The organism is Roseobacter sp. N2S, assembly GCF_031454055.1.
Lineage (GTDB): Bacteria > Pseudomonadota > Alphaproteobacteria > Rhodobacterales > Rhodobacteraceae > Amylibacter.
Genome location: NZ_JAVDQB010000012.1, coordinates 88,673 through 105,554, shown reverse-complemented (window position 1 = coordinate 105,554; position 16,882 = coordinate 88,673). Strand labels below are relative to the sequence as shown.

Sequence of the window (16,882 nt, the reverse complement as noted above, 5' to 3'; positions counted from 1 at the left end):
TATTCAAACAGCGCCGATTTTATTAAAGATTTAACATAAGATGGACTCTCGGATTTTTGAAGGAGCACTTTCATAATTAACATAAACTTTATTATGCGTTTTAATATTTAGCGTTGCGATAGTATATTATCGTATGTATGCTGAACTCCTGTCACGGAGGCTCCTCAGCATGCGCCATATACTCACGAAGATCCTCCCCTCGCTCGCAGTCGCTTTGACCGTGACAGGTTCTTCGCTACCGATACCCGCCCGCGCGCAGACATACCCTATCGATTGCGCGATCCTACTCTGCTTGTCTGGCGGCTGGCCCGCTTCCGTCCCTTGCGCTCGGGCTCGCGCCGAATTCATCCGGCGGATTACCCCTTGGCCGGTGGAACCGCCGCTGCAAATCTGGCGCTGTCCCATGGGCGCGTCCTTTGAGGCCGCTCCATCATCAAACAGTACAAACCGCATCTTTGATGCGTTCTTCCAAAATAACAGCGCTGGACCGCGACAGTCCTTTCCAGAGCGCGATGCCGTTGACCCAATTGAGGTTGATTGGCGCGCTTCAGATGCCCGTGAGTACCTTGTTCCCTCCGACTGGACCCTCCGGCTCATTCAGGACCGCGCGGACATCGATATCAGCGGACCTGAATTCAATTTCGTACGGTCCATCCGCGTCTTCGATGTAAGGTATGCACGACAACACGAGTCCGGGCGCGATGGGGATTGCAACCGAAGTGCGACCGTGGTCCTCGGCACATATGGGACCCAAGGTGACTTCGCCTGGCAAAGGTCTTCCGTCACTGCCCTTCCTTCGGCTCACGTAGGTCTTGAACACTGGGGCGAGCATTGCCCTGGCATTTATCACCGATCCGTTTTCGTCGATTGGCGTGACTATGAGGGCAACTACGGGTTCGAGCAGGTGAACTACTGACCTGCCGCCACGTAGATTTGTCTCGGAAGACGGCTTCTTTGACGTGTACGACCGCACCGCATACGCGTCGCGGTCCACATGCTGTTTGGCGTTTCGGCAAACACTGCGGGTTCGCTCTGTTCACCTGTCGTCGCTTCTTCCGATCCTCGTCAGCGCATCGAAGTCGATTTCTTGCTTCTGTTCGTCACTTATATCCGGCCGGGTTTCCGATACCGGCTGGGGCCCTTGGACGTCCCACATCACCGCATGTGAGCCTGTACTCCAGCGATAAACCCAACCAACAACACTGCACCCATCGGTCCCGATCAGATTGGCGATCGCGACGCCCTCACCCTTATCATCGTTCACTGTTTACTGACTTCCTGCACTGTGGCGCTGCGAATTGCGGCGTGGGGTTGCAGAGCGTTCACTACGACCGCGCGCCGGACTTCGTTGATTTTGGCTAACTGGTTCTAGATGAGGGAGTGCTCATCAGACCGGGAAAATGGGTTCCCGTGTTCTCAACAATTCATTGGCTTCAAATCCTGTGGTCGGGCTCCGTGGCGGCTTCAACGATCGCCAGAACTTCGAACGGGTCAAAGCCGATGGCGCGGGCCAAAACGACCAGTTCGACGACGTCAACCCGGCGCTGGCCGCTTTCAAGACGGGCAATAAGGGATTGGTGGCATCTGAGCCTGTCCGCCAAGTCTTTCTGACCAAGGCCCGCTTTGACACGGGCGTCGACCAATGCTTGGCAGAGTGCCACCTGTCCCGTGCTTCTGATTGTCTTTGCCACGCGTCACATACCTTTTGTGACGTCGCTAGCGGATGAAATCTGTTATCTAAAAAGTAGATATTTGAGGGTGTTATCGGCGTCTGGTTTCCATGGGCTGCAAGTCTGATGCTCCCGAGGTTGCCCATCAATCCCCTACCAATTGCAGAAATCGGCCATAGTCCTCACTGACTTCGCGCGCTTCCTCGAAGGCGCGGGCGCGTTCGCCGTCGAGGCAACGGAAGTAGCTCTGGATATCCTGGATGTAATCTTCGAAATCGCCACGGATGATGTCCGCATAGTCCCGCGCTGCCTGCGAATCGCTTGGTAGGAAAGGACGGGCCGGGGCGAAGCAGGATTCCGCCAAAACCGGCCCGGGAACGCAGATCAGAAGGACCACAGCTTGCAATGGGAGCAGGCATGTCAACCTTGGGTTTCTCAAACCTGTTATCTCCTTGATCGCGGACACTGGCCGTGACTAGTGTTCGCGTAACCAAACTACAGCTAAAGCACGATATTACATCTTGCGGTTGATAGTATACTATCGTAACTCTGGGCTTCAAGTAGGAATGCCCAGGGTCGCGCCATTGGAGAAAGCGTGAGCCGGGCCATGAACTGGGACATCGAAGCACCAAATGTGGTTACGGAAGCCAGGTTCCGCGAGCTCGTGGAAAGCGGCCATAGCGCAGAAATCCTGTGCCAGGAGTCGGCACATAAGAAAGGCCCCAGCTATTACGGGGTCTGGATCATGCGCGTTGTCTCTGATGACGGGGTGGAAAAGCTGCTGGTCACTGCCCGTACCCGCACGACCTATAGCGACATCAAGATCCGCGAGTTCAAGACGATCTCCGGCGTGGTGTCTTTCTTCATTGGCCTTGGCTTTGCGCATGTCGACCTGCCGCTTGAGGCGGGTACAAGCCGTACGCATAAACTCGCCCCGCCAGACAAAGCCCCATCAGACAAGGGCGCTGGCAAGTAACCTCGTCTGCCTCTGGCTGGTCGCCGCGCCAGCCTCAGCGCAAATGGTGCTGGTCATGGAGAGCGACGGCTCCCTGACGCCGTCCCGCTCCCAAAGCAGCTTTGCCCGAAACTACAATGACGGGATTGGTCAGGGTTCGGCCTCCGATGGGATCGCGATCTTCGGCGAGGTAGAGGCCGAGCAAGAGGGCGTCCAAGTCGCGGCCCTTGCCCGCCCGACTCCCCTGCCCCGCGCCGATGTCCTCTCCGGGATTCAGACCACCGCCCTGCGCTATGCCGGCCATCCCGGTCTTCGCCGCGCGGGTCTGTCCGTCACGGATTGGCTGACCCTCTATCGAGCCAATATCGAGGTTGAGAGCGCCTACCGGCAGGATGCGATTTCAAGTGCAGGTGCCATTGGCCTTGGTCAATTGATGCCAGCGACGGCGCGTGATCTGGGCGTCGACCCGCGTGATCCGCTGCAGAACCTTGACGGCTCCGCCCGCTACCTCGCGATGATGCTGGAGACGTTCGGCGATCCGCACCTGGCGCTGGCTGCCTACAACGCCGGACCCGATGCGGTCCGCCAGTATGGCAGCGTTCCCCCCTACCGAGAAACCCAGAACCACGTGGCCCGCGTCATGGCTGTCGTGGCCCGATTGGAAGGATCAAATTCATGAAACAGATTTCACACCTCTTTGTCGCCTCGCTGGCGCTATTCCTGCTGATTGCCGAACCCGCCCTCGCCCAGAGCATTGATCTCTCCCCGATCCAGAGCCTGTTGCAGGGCATCGTCGATGCGCTGACCGGCCCACTTGGCGTTGTCATCGCGACGCTTGCCGTTCTCGGGGTCTTTCTCAGCTGGTTCTTCAACATCATCGATCTGCGCCAGGCGCTCTGGGTCCTCGTCGGCATCGCCGGTGTCGCGGCCGCCCCGACGATCGTTGCCGCGGTCTTTGCCGGTGGCTGAGCGCTCGCCCCTCTTTCTCGGCCTCGTGCGCCCGCCCAAGCTTCTAGGCCTGCCCATCATGTATGCGATGGTCTGGCTCTTTGGCTCGGTGCTGCTGTTCGTATGGGTCCAGCACATCGTGATCCTTGGGGTTGCGATTGTGCTCTATCCCGCCCTTTGGAAAGCGGCCGATTGGGACCCGCGTTTCATCGACGTGATGATGACAGCGCTGCAGGAGACGCCGCCCACGCGAAACCGCAGCATCCATGGCGGGGACAGCTATGCCCCGTGATGACGCCCGTGATGCTGCGCTCGACCCACGCACAATGACGCCGGACTGGTATGCGCGCGAGACCCGCCTCGCGCATATGCTGCCCTATGTGAGCCTCGTTGACGACCAGACCGTGCGGACCCGGGTGAACGAACTCTTCCGCTGCATCCGGCTCGAGGGGATCAACAGCTACACGACGGACGATGCCTATCTCGACAAGGTTACGGCGCTTTTTGCCCGCATCGTCGCGCAACTCGGGCCGGAATTCAGCTATTACGTCCACAAGGTCTCCAAGGCCATCAAACCTGATCTCGACCCCACCCTTGAGGACAGCTTCGCGGGCGAGGTGGACCGGCGCTGGCGCGCGAAACTTGAGACCAGCGGGCTCCGCGACAAAACACTGACGCTCACCGTCATTCACCGCCCGCCTCCGAAAAGCCTCCTGCCGCACCTCGGCCGCAGCGCGCCGGACCGACTGAAGGAGGAGACCCGCAAACGCCTGCAGCGCCTCGGTGAGGCCGTGAACGTCTTCCTCTCGGGGCTTACCGAGCTCAAGCCGCGCCTGCTGTCAGCCGGATCGGGAGAGTTGGTGGGATTTTTGGGCGCGCTCAACACGGGCACCGAGCTGCCGCTCTACCCGGCCAACACCTACGGCTTTCTGTCCTTCAACGTCGCCAATACCCGCGTTACGTTTCACGGCGACCATTTCGAGCTTTCCGAGGGCGTCGTGGGCCACCGCTACGGCAAGAGCTTCACCATCGGAGAATACTCGGAAGACACCTCCTGCACCATGTTCGACATGCTGAACCTGCCGGTCGACATGATCGTCACCCATTCCTTCACGCCGATCAATTCGAACCTCATGGCGGGCCGCATCAAGCGGCAAAAGCGCCAGATGCAGGCCAGCCAGGATGCGGCCCTCTCCCTCCTGGAAGCGCTCGACATCGCCGCCGATGATCTCGAGGCCAAGCGCCAGAGCTTCGGCGAGCACCATATGGTCGTTACGCTCTTCTGCGACACGCTCGAAGAACTGCAAACCCTCAGCGCCGAGATCGTGAACGCCGCCGCGACCGAGGGCGTGAAGATGATTGGCGAGCGGGTCGCGGCCAAGGCGCATTACCTCAGCCAGCATCCCGGCAACCAGCCCAAGCGCGTGCGGGCCAGCGCCGTCACCAATCGCAACTTCGCGGATTTCGCGGCCTTTCACCGGACGCAGCTCGGCAAGCCGCCTGCGAAAACCCCCTGGGGCCGGGTCATCACCTATCTGCCCACACCGGAGCAGAGCGCCTACCGCTTCTCCTATCACGAGCAGGGCAGCCCGGACAAAGAACCGACAAGCGGCCATACCCTGATCATGGGACGGCCCGGGTCGGGCAAATCGGTGCTTTCGGCCTTTCTGATGACGCAAGCCCGTCGCGCAGGGGCGCGGGTCTTCGTCTTCGACTACCGTCTCGGTATGGAGATGGCGGTCCGCGCCAATGGCGGACGCTACGCGTCCCTGAACGCCGGTCAGCCCACGGGTCTCAATCCGCTTTGGACCGAGACCGATGCGCGGGGCACCGCGTGGCTCTCGGACTGGCTTGCCACGCTTCTTTACCGCGCCGACAAGCCGCTCACACCGGCACAGACCAATCGCATCCAAGAAGTGGTGCGCCAGAACGCCCAGGCCACCAATCCGGCCCTGCGGAACTGGCGGGATTTCGCATCGCTCTTCGTGTCCACCGATGATGGCGGCGATCTGCACCAGCGCTTGCTCGAATGGACCGAAGAGGGCCGCTATGGCTGGATCTTCGGGCAGAGCCTTGAGGACACGTTCTCGCTCAAAGGCGATGTGGTGGGCTTTGATCTGACCGGCATTCTCGACAGCGAGGCCGACAAGGAGCGGATGGCGGTCCTCTCCTATCTTTTCCGCAGGGTCGAGCGCGAGATCGAGGACCGCCGCCCCACCATCATCGTGATCGACGAGGCCTGGAAGGCGCTCGACAACGCGTATTTCGCCGAGCGGCTGTCGAACTGGCTGGTGACGGCGCGCAAGCAAAACACGGTTGCCGTGATGATGACGCAATACGCAAGCCAGCTCGAACGCACCCGGACCGGCAAGACCATCGTCGAGGCCGTTCCAACGCAGATCCTGCTGCCCAATATCCGCGCCAATGCAGCGGATTACGCCATGCTGAACCTCTCGGAGAAGGAGCTCGACGTCCTTCTCAACACCGGCAGCAACAGCCGCTTGGCGCTCATCCGTGACGATCAGGGCTCGATCGTCGTCGATGCCGATCTGAGCGCCCTTGGGCCCAATCTCACCATCCTCGGCGGCATGGAGAAAGGCGAGGCGCTCGTCGGCCCCGATTACCGCGACCGCGCTGACTTCTGGAGGTTTTCATGATCCGTATTCTCTTGTCCCTGACAGCACTCGGCCTGCTCGCTTCCTGTGCGCAGTATCGCGAACCGCAGGCAAACTGCTTCACCTTCCTGGCCTCGACAGCCCCTGTCGCGCCTGATTGCACCTTCACGCCTCTAGATGCGCCGGAGGGCGACATTGAAGTCTAGCCTGCCTCATATCCTGGCGTTTTGCCTGCTGCCCAGTCTGGTCGCCGCACAAGGCGTACCCACCAATGACAGTGGGTTGACCGCGCGCGACATCGTCGAAACTGGCGATCGCGAGGCCGATCTGGCGATCCAGGCCGACAAGCTTGCAGTGCGTGAACTCATCGCCGAGATCGAACGGGAGCAGCTGGAAACCCTGCGACGCATCCTCGATGCCCAGACCAGCTTCGGCGGTCAGGGCCTGCCGGCCATGGTCTCGGGGCTTGAGGGCGTCAGTGGCGATCCCGAACGCGCCGTAGAAGCCGTCTATGGCACGGGCGAGATCGACCCCAACCCCGGCGGTGCGCAGATGTTCGGCGACGCCGCCGAGAACATCGAGCAGCTCATCATCCGCGTCGCCCAGGAAACCAGCGGCTTTGCGGGTGTAGGCCGCGCAGGGCTCTCACCCGTCCAGTGGCGCGCGTTGCTGCAAGCGCTCATCTGGCAGGAAAGCCGTTTCACCATCGGTGCACGCTCTCCCGTCGGCGCCTATGGCCTCACCCAGATCATGCCTGGCACCGCCAGCGATCTGGGCATAAACCCGGAATATTACGACAGCCCCTATCTTCAGGTGCATGGCGGCGCGCGCTATCTCGCGACCCAGCTCAACACATTCGATGGCAACATCATCAACGCCCTCGCGGCCTATAACGCCGGACCCGGCCGGGTTTTCGAGTATGGCGGTGTGCCACCCTTCCGCGAGACCCAGCACTACGTGTCGGTCATCCCTGAACGCTACAATCTCTATCTGAGCCGTATCGGCGGGATCGAAGCGCTTGGCACGATCGATCCGGCGCTTCTCGCCAATGCCAACCTCTCGATTACGGGTCATGGGGCAGCGTTCTACGGCTCCAATTCCCCCGCCGCGATCCGCCAAGCCGCCCTGCGCATCTCCGACATCGTCACGCGGATTTCCGAAACCGAGGACGTGCAGGAGAGCGTCGCGCTCAACACCTATGCCCGCGCCGAACTCGTGCGTCTCGTGGCTGCCCGCATCCGGCTTCAGGCCGCCCGCACCCGCGTGCTCTCCGCCGAAGAGCTGGCCCAGGCCAGCGCCCGCATGGCCGAAAGCGCGTTCATGGATTTTACTTTTACGATCAGGGAGATTGAATGATGGGACATCTGCTCTTGAGGACAGCTTTGGCCACAACACTTGGCGTTGGCTTGCAGTTCAGCGCCCTACCCCCTGCCGCAGCACAAGGTGTACCGGTCGTCGACACCCAGAACATCGCGCAAAACATCCAGCAGCTGCGGCAGATGATCGAAGACGAGATCCTGCAAAACGAGCAGCTGACGCAGCTCCGCGAACAGCTTGCCACGCTCACGGATCAACTCGCGGAGCTGCAAAGAACCTATGAAGCGCTCACCCGCCTCGCCGAGCTTCCGGAAATCATTCGAACGGAAATGGAGGACGAGTTGAATGGCCTCCTTGACCAGGAATTCGGCGACATCCTCGCCACGATTGAGGCGATCAAGACTGGGGATTTCTCGGGCCTCGCGGGCTCTGGCGCAGGCGAAATCGAAACCCAGATGGACCGCGTTCTGGCCGATCTCGGCTTCGATGAAGACACGCTCTCGGAAATGGCGACCAGCGGCAATCCCGGCGCGAACCGTGTTGCCACGCAAGCGACAACCGGCGCGCTCGTCTCGGCAGCGGCGCAGAACAGCTATGAGGATGCCGGGCAATCCCTTGAACGCGTCGACCGACTGGTCGGGCTCATCGACGACATGGATGAGCTGAAGGAAAGCGTCGATCTCAACACGCGCGTGACGGCCGAACTTGCCATCGCGCTTGTCGCCATGTGGCAGCTCGAAGCGGTGCAAACCGTCGCCGATGGCACCGGCGGCGTGATCGATGCCGCCACCATCGCCGAAGAGCAGCGCTTCATGGATTTCACCTTGCCGGACCTCCGGGCCGAGTGATCGCGGGGGCATGACGGGTGGCGACTGAACAAGAAATCATCGAGGAAGAACTGGTCTACGGTGCCTTGCGCCGCGAACGGCTTTGGCAGCGTCTTGGTCTGACAGGTCTTGTCTTCGGCATCATCGGCTGTCTGAGCGCAGCGGCAGTCTCGATCCTCGATGTCGACCCACCCCCCGTCGTTGTCCCCTATGATCCCGCCACTGGTTTTGCCCTGCCCGAGGCGTCCGTTGGGGCCACATCCGTCACCGCCAACCAAGCGATCATCGAGGCGGAGGTCTTCCGCTATGTGACCGATCGCGAGGTCTACAATCAGCTCGATAACGATCTGCGCATCCGCAGCGTCCTGCGCCGCTCGGATGGGGCCGCCGAGGGCGGGTTGCGACAGATTTGGAACAGCGCCAACGAGAACTACCCGCCGACGGTTTATGGCCCCAATGCACGGCTCGACGTGGAAATCCTCAGCATCAACCGGATCGGCACCAACCGCGCCACGGTGCGCCTGCGCAAGCGTCTGACCTCCATCAACGGCACCCAAACCGGGCTCTTCACCGCGACGCTTCTCTTCGAGTTCCGCCCGGAGACCCGCCGCTCCATCGATGAGGTCTGGACCAATCCATTCGGCTTCACCGTCCTCGAATATTCCATCCGCTCCGACAGATTGGAGAACTGACGTTGTTGTTTATAAGATCGCTTATTTTTGTCATTGCCCTGTTGCCCGGCCTCGCCTCTGCCGAAGCCATCCCGCGTGGCGGTCCCAACGACAGCCGAGTGCGCTTGGCCACCTACCAGGAGGGTCAGGTCTACCGTCTCAGCGTGTCGCTCACCCATGTGACCACCATCGAGTTCGGCGAGGGCGAAAGCATCCGCTCGATAATCGCGGGCGACACCGAGGGCTTCGAGATCGACGGCGTCCCGGGCGGTCAGGCCTTCGCGATCAAGCCTGTGGCGCGCGGGGTGCATACCAATGTGACAGTCTATACGAACCGCCGGAGCTACTACTTCAACGTCCAGGAGGTCCGCAGCCCAACCTTCTACGTGGTGCAGTTCCGCTATCCGGAGGACGATGCGCGCCCGACCCGGGCCATCGCCGCCCAAGCGCCGAACTACAACTACGGCGCCAGCGCGCGGACCGAGTTCACACCAACCCGCATTTGGGATGACGGGACGTTCACGTATTTCGCCTTTCCAAGAAACGCCCCTGTGCCCGCGATCTTCCGCTACGCGGGCGGCCGCGAGCGCACGGTCAACACGCAAACTGCTGAAGACGGCGTGATCCGTGTCAGCGGCGTGAACCGCCAATGGGTCCTGCGACTTGGCGAAGAGGTGGTCTGCATCGAGGCAACACCGCCCGCGGAGGCCACCTCATGAGCGATACCGGGAACACCGAGCTGGAAAAACGCCTCGCCGCCCTTGAGAAAGGCAGTGCCCGCGCCCCCATAGCGGCGCAGCGCCGGTCGCCCCTTCTCGCGCTGATCGTGATCCTCGTCATCGGCGCGGGTGGTGCCCTGCTTTATCTCCTCTCACAGCCCGACGCAGAGGAAGCCTTGCCGACGGCCACCCCGGACGTCTTCCAAAACGAGGGGGACGGCTTTGGCGCCATCGAGACCTTGCCCCCGCCCGAGCCCGAGGTTGTGTTCGTCGGACCAGACCCCGTTGAGCCCAATGCCGAGCTTCTGGCGCAGATCACCGCCCTGCAGGCCCAGATCGAGGAGTTGCGCAACGCCCCTGAACCAGTCGTCGAGGAAGACACCGCCGCCGCAGAGGCAATTGACGCGCTGACCGCTCAGATCGCTGCGCTGCAAGCCGCCTCGGAAGCCGCACAGCAACGGTTCCAGGACGAACTGACGGCGCGGGATCGCAGCCTTGAGCAACTCCGCATGGATCTGGAACTGGCCCAACTCGAGGCCAGCCGACCCCAACCCGCCCCAGCGGGCCCCACGGAAGATGAGCTGCGCGCACGCGAGCAAGAGCGACTGCGCCGGGAGGAAGAAGCCCGGCGCATGGCCGAGCTGGAGCGCCGCGCCGCGGAGGAACGCGCCTTCCAGGAGCGGCGCATCGCCTCGCCCACCATCGCTTTTGGCGGTGCCTCCGGAGCGAATGAAACAGCTCTGACCGAACGCACCTTCGGCGAGGTGACGGATTTCGTGCTGAACGGGGCGCTGCCCTCGACGGTGACGCAGGCCGAGGTGATCGCCAATCCCTCCAACACCATCATCCAGGGCACCATGATCCAGGCCGTCATGGAAACCGCCCTCGACAGCTCCCTGCCCGGCCAGACCCGTGCCGTGGTCTCCGAGGATGTCTACAGCGTCGACGGCACGCGCCTTTTGATCCCACGCGGCTCCCGCCTCATCGGGCGCTACCGCGCCGGCGTGGATATCGCGCAGCGCCGCGTGACGATCGCTTGGGACCGGATCATCCTGCCCGCGGGCCAAACCGTCCAGATCAGCTCTTTCGGGGGCGATGAACTGGGTCGCTCCGGTGTTACCGGTTTTGTGGACACGCGCTTTGCCGAGCGTTTCGGGTCGGCCGCCCTGATCTCGCTGATTTCCTCCGCGCCAAGTGCCGCCGCCTCCGAGGTCCAGGATGAGACTGCCGCCGACGTTCTCGAAGACGTTGGCGATGATCTGGCAGATGCCACGGACAGCGTCATTGGCGATTACCTCTCCATCGGCCCCGTCATCTATGTCGACCAAGGCGCACGCGTCACGGTCATGGTCGACCGCGATCTGGAGATATTCTGAGCCCATGTCGCTGAGCTATCTCGAAACCTCGCTCGACCGGATCGACGCCGCCGCCCGCGACGATGTGATCGAGATCTGCATCAACCCCGACGGGACCTGCTGGGGAGAATTCCAGGGCGATCATTTCATGCGCGCGCTGGATCAAAGGCTGACGGGCGTTCAGGTCAGGGACCTCGGCAACCAGATCGCCTCCTCAGCCAATACCACGATGAGCAAGGACCGCCCCATCGTCTCGGTCTCGATCACCTATAAGGGTCGCCCGATCCGCGCACAGGTCATCACCCCGCCCGCCGTGCTCTCGGCCATGTCGATCAGCCTGCGGTTCTTCTCAAGCCTGCCACTTGAAGGCATTGCGCTCGATTTTCTCTATGGCAAAGAACGCAAGCTCGAAGACCTGCGCGTGGAAAAGAAGCGCGCCTTACGCGCCGTGGTGGCCGCGGGTTTGATCGATGATGCGCTTACCTTCTGCGTCGAGAACAAACTCAACATGATCGTCTCAGGTGGCACCTCCACCGGCAAGACCGTGGCCGCGCGCAAGATCCTCTCTCACGTACCGGCCGAGGAACGCATCGTGACCATCGAAGAAGCGGCCGAGCTTCTGCCGACCCAGCCAAATGCCGTGACCCTCATCGCCAATCGCGACGCAGAGTTCCAAACCGCCGATGTGCTTCTCACTGCGACGCTCCGCATGCGGCCCGACCGGATCATTCTCGGCGAGGTGCGCGGCAAGGAGGCCATGACCTTTCTGGAAGCCATCAACACTGGCCATGGCGGGTCAATGACCACACTGCATGCCGAAACCCCGCAATTGGCCGTGCAGCGGCTTGCGATCGCAGCACTGAAGACCGAGATCCCGATGACTTATGCCGACATGATCCAGTACATCGAGAACTCCATCGATGTGATCATCCAGGCCGGTCGGCATGACGGCAAACGCGGCATCACCGAATTCTACCTCCCCGGCGCAACTGAGATTGGAACTTCCCAATGAAGACCTTTGAATACGATATCTTGTCCTTTCCGGTGAAGAAGCAAAAGGACTACGCCGAGATGCGACGTGCCTTGAATGAGCGCGGCGCGGAAGGGTGGGAGGTCATCACCGCCGAAGCCGGCGACTACGGCTACACCACTTTCTTGAAGCGTGAGACTGGTACAATGAAGGCGGCATCGGAATGACTCGGACTATTGCAGTCGCTGGCCTGCTCCTGATCTTTGGCACAACTGCTGGCGTAGCAGAGCGGAACCTGATCCCGACGCTTGACAACCACCCAGATGTTTGCCCAGACCAGCCACCCGAGCCGGCGTGGATCCAGAACATTGATGTACGCGAGTCCTACAAGCGCCTCTTGATCCAACAGATCTACCGAGCTGAAAGCATGAAACGCATCGTTGACGCGCAAAGCTGTGACTGTCCCATACGGTATCCGACTTGGGAGGCCACCGTACGCGTCTACACCGAGCGCTACGCCTCATCTGAATACTGGGACGTTGTCGAAGCGACGTCCAAATACCGGCGGCAGGCAAATGAACTGCGCAGCGCCGCAATGCCTATCTGCGAAGCAGCTGGCAACTGGTAGCAATCCATGAGCGTCGTCACCTACTTCGTGGAAACGGCTGAAGGCTATCTGGAAACCGCTGCCGAGACCCAGTTTGGCGCGGTCGCTGCAACGGTTGGCACGCTACTGGTTCTGGGAACGACACTGGTTGTCATTTTGGTCTTCATCAACATGATCTACCAGTATCGCGCCATGGACGGCCGAACTGCCTTTTGGCTGGCCGTGAAGGTCGGACTGATAGGGATCTTCGCGTCCAACTGGGTCCAGTTCAATGCGCTTGCCTCAGCAATACTTAACGGAATCGACAGCATTGCCGGGGCCCTTGTGGCTTCTGTCGGCGGCGGATCACCTGGTCCGTCCGGTACCTTTGCAGAGGAATTTGACGAACTGATTGCAGCGCTCGGGGACTATCTGAATGCTGCGGGATCTGAGCTGAACTGGATGGCGGGTGCCTTGCTTGATACACTTGGGGTTCTGCTGCTCTCGATTCTTGGCGGGTTGGCGGCGTTCATTGTTGTGGCGTCCCGGCTCATGATCGCTCTGCTAATTGGCATTGCGCCAGTGATGATCTTCTTGACCCTGTTCGAGGTGACCAAGGATTATTTCGCGCGCTGGCTATCCGCGCTCATTTCATTCGCGATGTATCCGATCGTCGTCGCCGGAGTGTTCGCGACGATCACGGGGGTCTCTCGGGCGCTTCTTGCCGAGCTTGGCGACCCGGAGGGAGCCTCGAACATAGGGGCCCTTATCCCATTTTTCATGATGGTGCTGATGGCAAAGGGTTTCATCATAGCAACGCCTTTCTTGGTTCGGGCGATTTCCGGAAACATCATGATGCCAGCACTCTCAGCCGGGTTCGGGGGAAGCTATGCCTTCGCCAGAGGGCTTGCAGGTAGCCAACAAGTTTACAATCGCTATGCCATCGGTGGCGCAACTGGGGCTGAATACGCAGCCCTTCGAGCGCGACAATTCTTCGGCGTGCAAGCCTTGCCGAGCCGGCCAAATACTGCTGGAGGGCCAACTGCGGCTCGTCCGGGTGACGCAACCGGAACAGGCGCCCGAATGCTGGCACAGCTTTCGAGACTTGGTAGGTTGGGCAGGCGGTGACAGCCAGGTGCCAAAAACTTGCCAAAACTGCAAAGGTTTCGCCGCGGGTTTTTGTCATTGCTAAACGGTTGATCCCTCGCGACACAAGGCACGTGGCCAAACACGACCGTTTCTGCCACAGGCGGAATCGACAATTTTAGCACCGTGCCACGGCCCTGCGCATCGCCCGATTGCCAACTGGCTCAGGCTCTTCGCCGGGGTGTTGCCCTTCACCTTTCCAGTCGTCTGACCAAAGCCAATCTTCGAAATAATAGAGCCAAAGGTAAGTCCACGGAATGATGGTTTGGTCGATCCGCTTCCGCGCGTCCCATTCCCTGGCACCTGGAAGATAAAGACAAAGGCGCAGCGGATCTCTGTAGACGTGAGGCAAAGGACGCCCTGCCGCCAGCAACTCCAGATCCGGGTCGTCTATCTGAACACCGGGCGTTTGACCCGGCTGAAGCGTGATAGTGGCAAGGTAGGAGCGCGCCAAGGCGGTCGGTTGTATAGGCTCTTGCCATGTCAATTTGTTTGCGCGGACCTGCCCCACACCACTGATAGCCGGGCTTGCCTTCAGGAACAGCAGCTGCTGCGACAGGGTCAGGTCGTATTGCCCGCCTCGTCCTATCATCAATCACCGAAGAACGTATTTGTGGGCACGGTCGTTGATGCTGCGACCTTCGATGTCGTCAGCCCGACCACAGGTGCGACAGAAAGCAGACCCGATTTGCGACCATCCGACACCGCATTGACGCGGTTGCCGAGAACCCGTCCGGTGACACCGGAACCGAACGAACGCTCCATGTTCAATGACACACGGTCCTGACCAACAGCATCGCGAAGGACTTCAAAGTCGGACAGAGCTTGTGCGTGCCACGCATAGAATGCTGGTGCCCGGCGTTCATCCTTGTTCCAATTGTCGGCGAAGTTTTCCCCGTTGGTTGTCTCGTTCAGGATGGCATAGCCCCGCCGTCCGTCCAGAATGGGGCGGTCGATGAAGTGCGGCATCATCCGGATCGTTTCGACCAACAGATCCATTTCGTCATGGAAGACGTGGTTGCGCACGCAATAGGCATAGGACTGCATCGCAAGGGTGGTAATGATAACGGAAATCGGGGCCACGTCTTGCGTGTTGTTCTGATAAAAAACGTCGCGGTGCCGTTTGAGCAATTGCACGATGCGGCGCAGGATGCCTTTCACTGCTTCTCGGACGGGGAACGGCTCCACCGTCGCCTCGTCCCGCTGCATGGCGATAAACTTGCCCACAAAGGTAGGCCGGAGTGCGGCGCGCTCATCGAACAGGGTCTTGTAGGCCCGCGGGTTTGTCGGATGCCATTCCTTCAGAGCCCGGTCGGGCACCAATTCGCCCCGGTTGCCGCAGACCGGGTTTGCTATCGTCGGGGATAGGTCGAGGTGGAAGTCCCCCGCATAGTTCAGACGCCAACAACGCTTTTTTTCTTCGAGAAGGCGCACATAGGTGGCGTGTTCCTTGAGCCGGTTTCCAACCGCCGCCTTCAGGGTCGCTGGTGAGATGCCGGACGCGATACCTGCACAAAAGCAGATCAGATCGACATCGAATTCCCGCCGCCCGATTGGCTTCACGGCCGTTCCAAGCGCACTGGACCCTTGGAGATAGACCAGAACACTGACGAGTAGGGGATCAGTTGAACCGGACAGCCAGTCTCCGACGGCACCATAGCTCTGGCGCGCACGATCAAACTGGGTTTCGGTGAGGTCCAGATCCTCGCCTATCTCGTCCAGGATGGTGAATATCTGCGTGCGCCGCCGAATATCACTGTCGGTCAGCGGCTGTCGCAACATCTGATTCATGCCGCTTTCTCCTTGAGTTGATAGACCGGCACGAAGGTATCGGCAGGCTGGGTGAAAAAGATCGGGGTCAGGTGGGGCTTTGCTTTTCGGGCTTCTGACATACCGAGGCCCTTGAGGCGGCCGATCTTCGTGGTGTCATCCAAGGTAAAAAACCCGCTCGGGACAGACGGCGAAATGCGGTAGATGCGATCCCCATCGTAAGGGTGTCCCGTCAGAAGTTTTGCCATGCCGAGGGCGCCATGTGATTGCCCATCCGCGTAAAGGTTGAGGACTTTGAGGCCGAGTCCGGCAAACCCTGGACTTTCGGGCAGCATGTAGACTTCGTCCAGACACCCCAGGCTCAGAATGCGCAGGTCTGACGGATGCCACCCCAGAAGAGTGATGGCTTCGACGACAGCAATGGCTGTGGGATTGTTGGCCCATGTCCCGCCATCGGTCAGGCCAATATCATCAGCAGTGCGATGTCGCTTGAAATACGTAGGTGCCGCTGCCGTAGCCAGGGCGGCATCAAGCGCAGTCTTGCGATAATCGGTTTGCAGGCGTGTGTGATGCGCGGTCTTGTAGATATAAGGGCTGCGGAGATCGGCATCCCACGCCGGGATCACCAACCGGGTCTGTGATTGCCCGATCAGATCGTTGTTGAGAACGGCCTTGAGTTCACGGGCAAGAATTGCCGCATCGTGCTTTGGACCGACTACGTGCCGACCTGTGGCGGTGAGGGTGCGCCATGCCTGCCGTATCCTCCCCAGCGGTTCATCATCCGCATTGTCCTGACCGAAGATGACAGGCCCGCGACGCTCGTAAAGCTCGAGCAGTTCCTTTGCCGTGCGGCCGAGGCCAAGGGCGAGTGCGATGATGCCACCCGTCGATGTGCCCGCGATGAGATCGAAATAGCGCCCAATGGGCTGGCCCAGATCTTCCTCGAGCCCCGCGAGGAATGCAGCGGGCATCGTGCCCTTAATCCCGCCCCCGTCGATGGAGAGGATGCGACGTATCTGCCTGTTGTTCCCACCGTTGCTCATCCTGACATCCATTCCGCTTATGCCCTTCAGCCTTTCGGCGGATACGGGTCCTTGCCATAGGTGTTGCGCTCGCGGATGCGACCGTTCTCGCCGTGGATCAGCATCTCGCTGCCCTGACGAATGGCGGATTCCCGCGCGGCCGTGATGGCCTCGCGCTGCGTGCCGTGGACGGAAGACGCGCGGGAGTTACCCGCCCCCTTCACTGCCCAACCGCTTTCATGCGGCACAACATGCTGATTTTTCTTAGACATTTCAAGCCTCACGTGTCGATTTCGGTTGACGATGCGACA

General features: G+C 60.6%; 23 protein-coding genes. 16 read left to right on the top strand and 7 right to left on the bottom strand.

The window, feature by feature from the left end:
• Positions 1-169 precede the first annotated feature (169 nt).
• A complete protein-coding gene (locus tag GGE09_RS23465) occupies positions 170-916 on the top strand; it encodes a hypothetical protein (protein ID WP_348429799.1) in 747 nt (248 codons plus the stop codon).
• 120 nt (positions 917-1,036) lie between these two features.
• Here GGE09_RS23465 and GGE09_RS20405 read toward each other — a convergent pair whose 3' ends face one another.
• The 3 genes from GGE09_RS20405 to GGE09_RS20395 all read right to left on the bottom strand — a co-directional run bounded on the left by GGE09_RS20405 (position 1,037) and on the right by GGE09_RS20395 (position 2,076).
• Positions 1,037-1,264: a hypothetical protein gene (locus GGE09_RS20405; RefSeq protein ID WP_007120687.1), complete on the bottom strand. Its 228-nt coding sequence runs from the start codon at positions 1,262-1,264 to the stop codon at positions 1,037-1,039.
• A 169-nt stretch (positions 1,265-1,433) separates the two neighbouring features.
• Complete coding sequence (locus GGE09_RS20400; protein WP_047997961.1) at positions 1,434-1,691, bottom strand: helix-turn-helix transcriptional regulator; 258 nt, start codon at positions 1,689-1,691, stop codon at positions 1,434-1,436.
• A gap of 124 nt (positions 1,692-1,815) precedes the next feature.
• The gene (locus tag GGE09_RS20395) at positions 1,816-2,076 is read right to left on the bottom strand and encodes a hypothetical protein (RefSeq protein WP_309747997.1); all 261 of its coding nucleotides are present in this window, start codon (positions 2,074-2,076) and stop codon (positions 1,816-1,818) included.
• 201 nt (positions 2,077-2,277) lie between these two features.
• Here GGE09_RS20395 and GGE09_RS20390 point away from each other — a divergent pair, with 201 nt between their 5' ends.
• The 15 genes from GGE09_RS20390 to GGE09_RS20320 are packed head-to-tail and all read left to right on the top strand — an operon-like array spanning position 2,278 to position 13,761.
• Positions 2,278-2,646, top strand: a complete 369-nt coding sequence (locus GGE09_RS20390; RefSeq protein WP_309747995.1) for a hypothetical protein — start codon at positions 2,278-2,280, stop codon at positions 2,644-2,646.
• Positions 2,647-2,689: 43 nt separating this feature from the next.
• Positions 2,690-3,304: a lytic transglycosylase domain-containing protein gene (locus GGE09_RS20385; protein WP_309747994.1), complete on the top strand. Its 615-nt coding sequence runs from the start codon at positions 2,690-2,692 to the stop codon at positions 3,302-3,304.
• Positions 3,301-3,594 carry a TrbC/VirB2 family protein gene (locus GGE09_RS20380; protein WP_009808058.1) on the top strand — a complete coding sequence of 98 codons (294 nt, stop codon included), beginning with the start codon at positions 3,301-3,303 and terminating at the stop codon, positions 3,592-3,594. The genes GGE09_RS20385 and GGE09_RS20380 overlap by 4 nt, the downstream gene beginning before the upstream one ends.
• Positions 3,587-3,865, top strand: coding sequence for a VirB3 family type IV secretion system protein (locus GGE09_RS20375; RefSeq protein ID WP_309747993.1), 279 nt, complete (start codon positions 3,587-3,589; stop codon positions 3,863-3,865). The genes GGE09_RS20380 and GGE09_RS20375 overlap by 8 nt, the downstream gene beginning before the upstream one ends.
• A complete protein-coding gene (locus tag GGE09_RS20370; protein WP_309747992.1) occupies positions 3,855-6,230 on the top strand; it encodes a type IV secretion system DNA-binding domain-containing protein in 2,376 nt (791 codons plus the stop codon). The genes GGE09_RS20375 and GGE09_RS20370 overlap by 11 nt, the downstream gene beginning before the upstream one ends.
• A complete protein-coding gene (locus tag GGE09_RS20365; RefSeq protein ID WP_024099338.1) occupies positions 6,227-6,394 on the top strand; it encodes a hypothetical protein in 168 nt (55 codons plus the stop codon). Before GGE09_RS20370 ends, GGE09_RS20365 begins: the two co-directional genes overlap by 4 nt.
• Complete coding sequence (locus tag GGE09_RS20360) at positions 6,384-7,544, top strand: lytic transglycosylase domain-containing protein (RefSeq protein ID WP_309747991.1); 1,161 nt, start codon at positions 6,384-6,386, stop codon at positions 7,542-7,544. Before GGE09_RS20365 ends, GGE09_RS20360 begins: the two co-directional genes overlap by 11 nt.
• Positions 7,544-8,353: a type IV secretion system protein gene (locus GGE09_RS20355; protein WP_309747996.1), complete on the top strand. Its 810-nt coding sequence runs from the start codon at positions 7,544-7,546 to the stop codon at positions 8,351-8,353. The genes GGE09_RS20360 and GGE09_RS20355 overlap by 1 nt, the downstream gene beginning before the upstream one ends.
• Before the next feature lie 17 nt (positions 8,354-8,370).
• Complete coding sequence (locus tag GGE09_RS20350) at positions 8,371-9,024, top strand: type IV secretion system protein (RefSeq protein ID WP_309747990.1); 654 nt, start codon at positions 8,371-8,373, stop codon at positions 9,022-9,024.
• 2 nt (positions 9,025-9,026) lie between these two features.
• Positions 9,027-9,722, top strand: coding sequence for a TrbG/VirB9 family P-type conjugative transfer protein (locus GGE09_RS20345; protein ID WP_309747989.1), 696 nt, complete (start codon positions 9,027-9,029; stop codon positions 9,720-9,722).
• On the top strand, positions 9,719-11,098 hold the full coding sequence (locus tag GGE09_RS20340; RefSeq protein ID WP_309747988.1) for a TrbI/VirB10 family protein: 1,380 nt from the start codon (positions 9,719-9,721) through the stop codon (positions 11,096-11,098). The genes GGE09_RS20345 and GGE09_RS20340 overlap by 4 nt, the downstream gene beginning before the upstream one ends.
• A 4-nt stretch (positions 11,099-11,102) precedes the next feature.
• Positions 11,103-12,089, top strand: a complete 987-nt coding sequence (locus GGE09_RS20335; protein WP_309747987.1) for an ATPase, T2SS/T4P/T4SS family — start codon at positions 11,103-11,105, stop codon at positions 12,087-12,089.
• Positions 12,086-12,274, top strand: coding sequence for a hypothetical protein (locus GGE09_RS20330; protein WP_309747986.1), 189 nt, complete (start codon positions 12,086-12,088; stop codon positions 12,272-12,274). The genes GGE09_RS20335 and GGE09_RS20330 overlap by 4 nt, the downstream gene beginning before the upstream one ends.
• On the top strand, positions 12,271-12,675 hold the full coding sequence (locus GGE09_RS20325; RefSeq protein ID WP_309747985.1) for a hypothetical protein: 405 nt from the start codon (positions 12,271-12,273) through the stop codon (positions 12,673-12,675). The genes GGE09_RS20330 and GGE09_RS20325 overlap by 4 nt, the downstream gene beginning before the upstream one ends.
• A gap of 6 nt (positions 12,676-12,681) precedes the next feature.
• Positions 12,682-13,761: a type IV secretion system protein gene (locus tag GGE09_RS20320; RefSeq protein ID WP_309747984.1), complete on the top strand. Its 1,080-nt coding sequence runs from the start codon at positions 12,682-12,684 to the stop codon at positions 13,759-13,761.
• 136 nt (positions 13,762-13,897) lie between these two features.
• Here the strand turns inward: GGE09_RS20320 and GGE09_RS20315 are convergent, their stop codons facing one another.
• The 4 genes from GGE09_RS20315 to GGE09_RS20300 are packed head-to-tail and all read right to left on the bottom strand — an operon-like array spanning position 13,898 to position 16,843.
• Positions 13,898-14,371: a hypothetical protein gene (locus GGE09_RS20315; RefSeq protein WP_009820225.1), complete on the bottom strand. Its 474-nt coding sequence runs from the start codon at positions 14,369-14,371 to the stop codon at positions 13,898-13,900.
• Positions 14,371-15,570: a nucleotidyltransferase gene (locus tag GGE09_RS20310; protein WP_009815561.1), complete on the bottom strand. Its 1,200-nt coding sequence runs from the start codon at positions 15,568-15,570 to the stop codon at positions 14,371-14,373. The genes GGE09_RS20315 and GGE09_RS20310 overlap by 1 nt, the downstream gene beginning before the upstream one ends.
• The gene (locus GGE09_RS20305; RefSeq protein WP_309747983.1) at positions 15,567-16,592 is read right to left on the bottom strand and encodes a CBASS cGAMP-activated phospholipase; all 1,026 of its coding nucleotides are present in this window, start codon (positions 16,590-16,592) and stop codon (positions 15,567-15,569) included. Before GGE09_RS20305 ends, GGE09_RS20310 begins: the two co-directional genes overlap by 4 nt.
• Positions 16,593-16,618: 26 nt before the next feature.
• Entirely contained in the window at positions 16,619-16,843 is a 225-nt protein-coding gene (locus GGE09_RS20300; protein ID WP_009815559.1) for a DUF2188 domain-containing protein, read from the bottom strand.
• Positions 16,844-16,882: the final 39 nt, after the last annotated feature.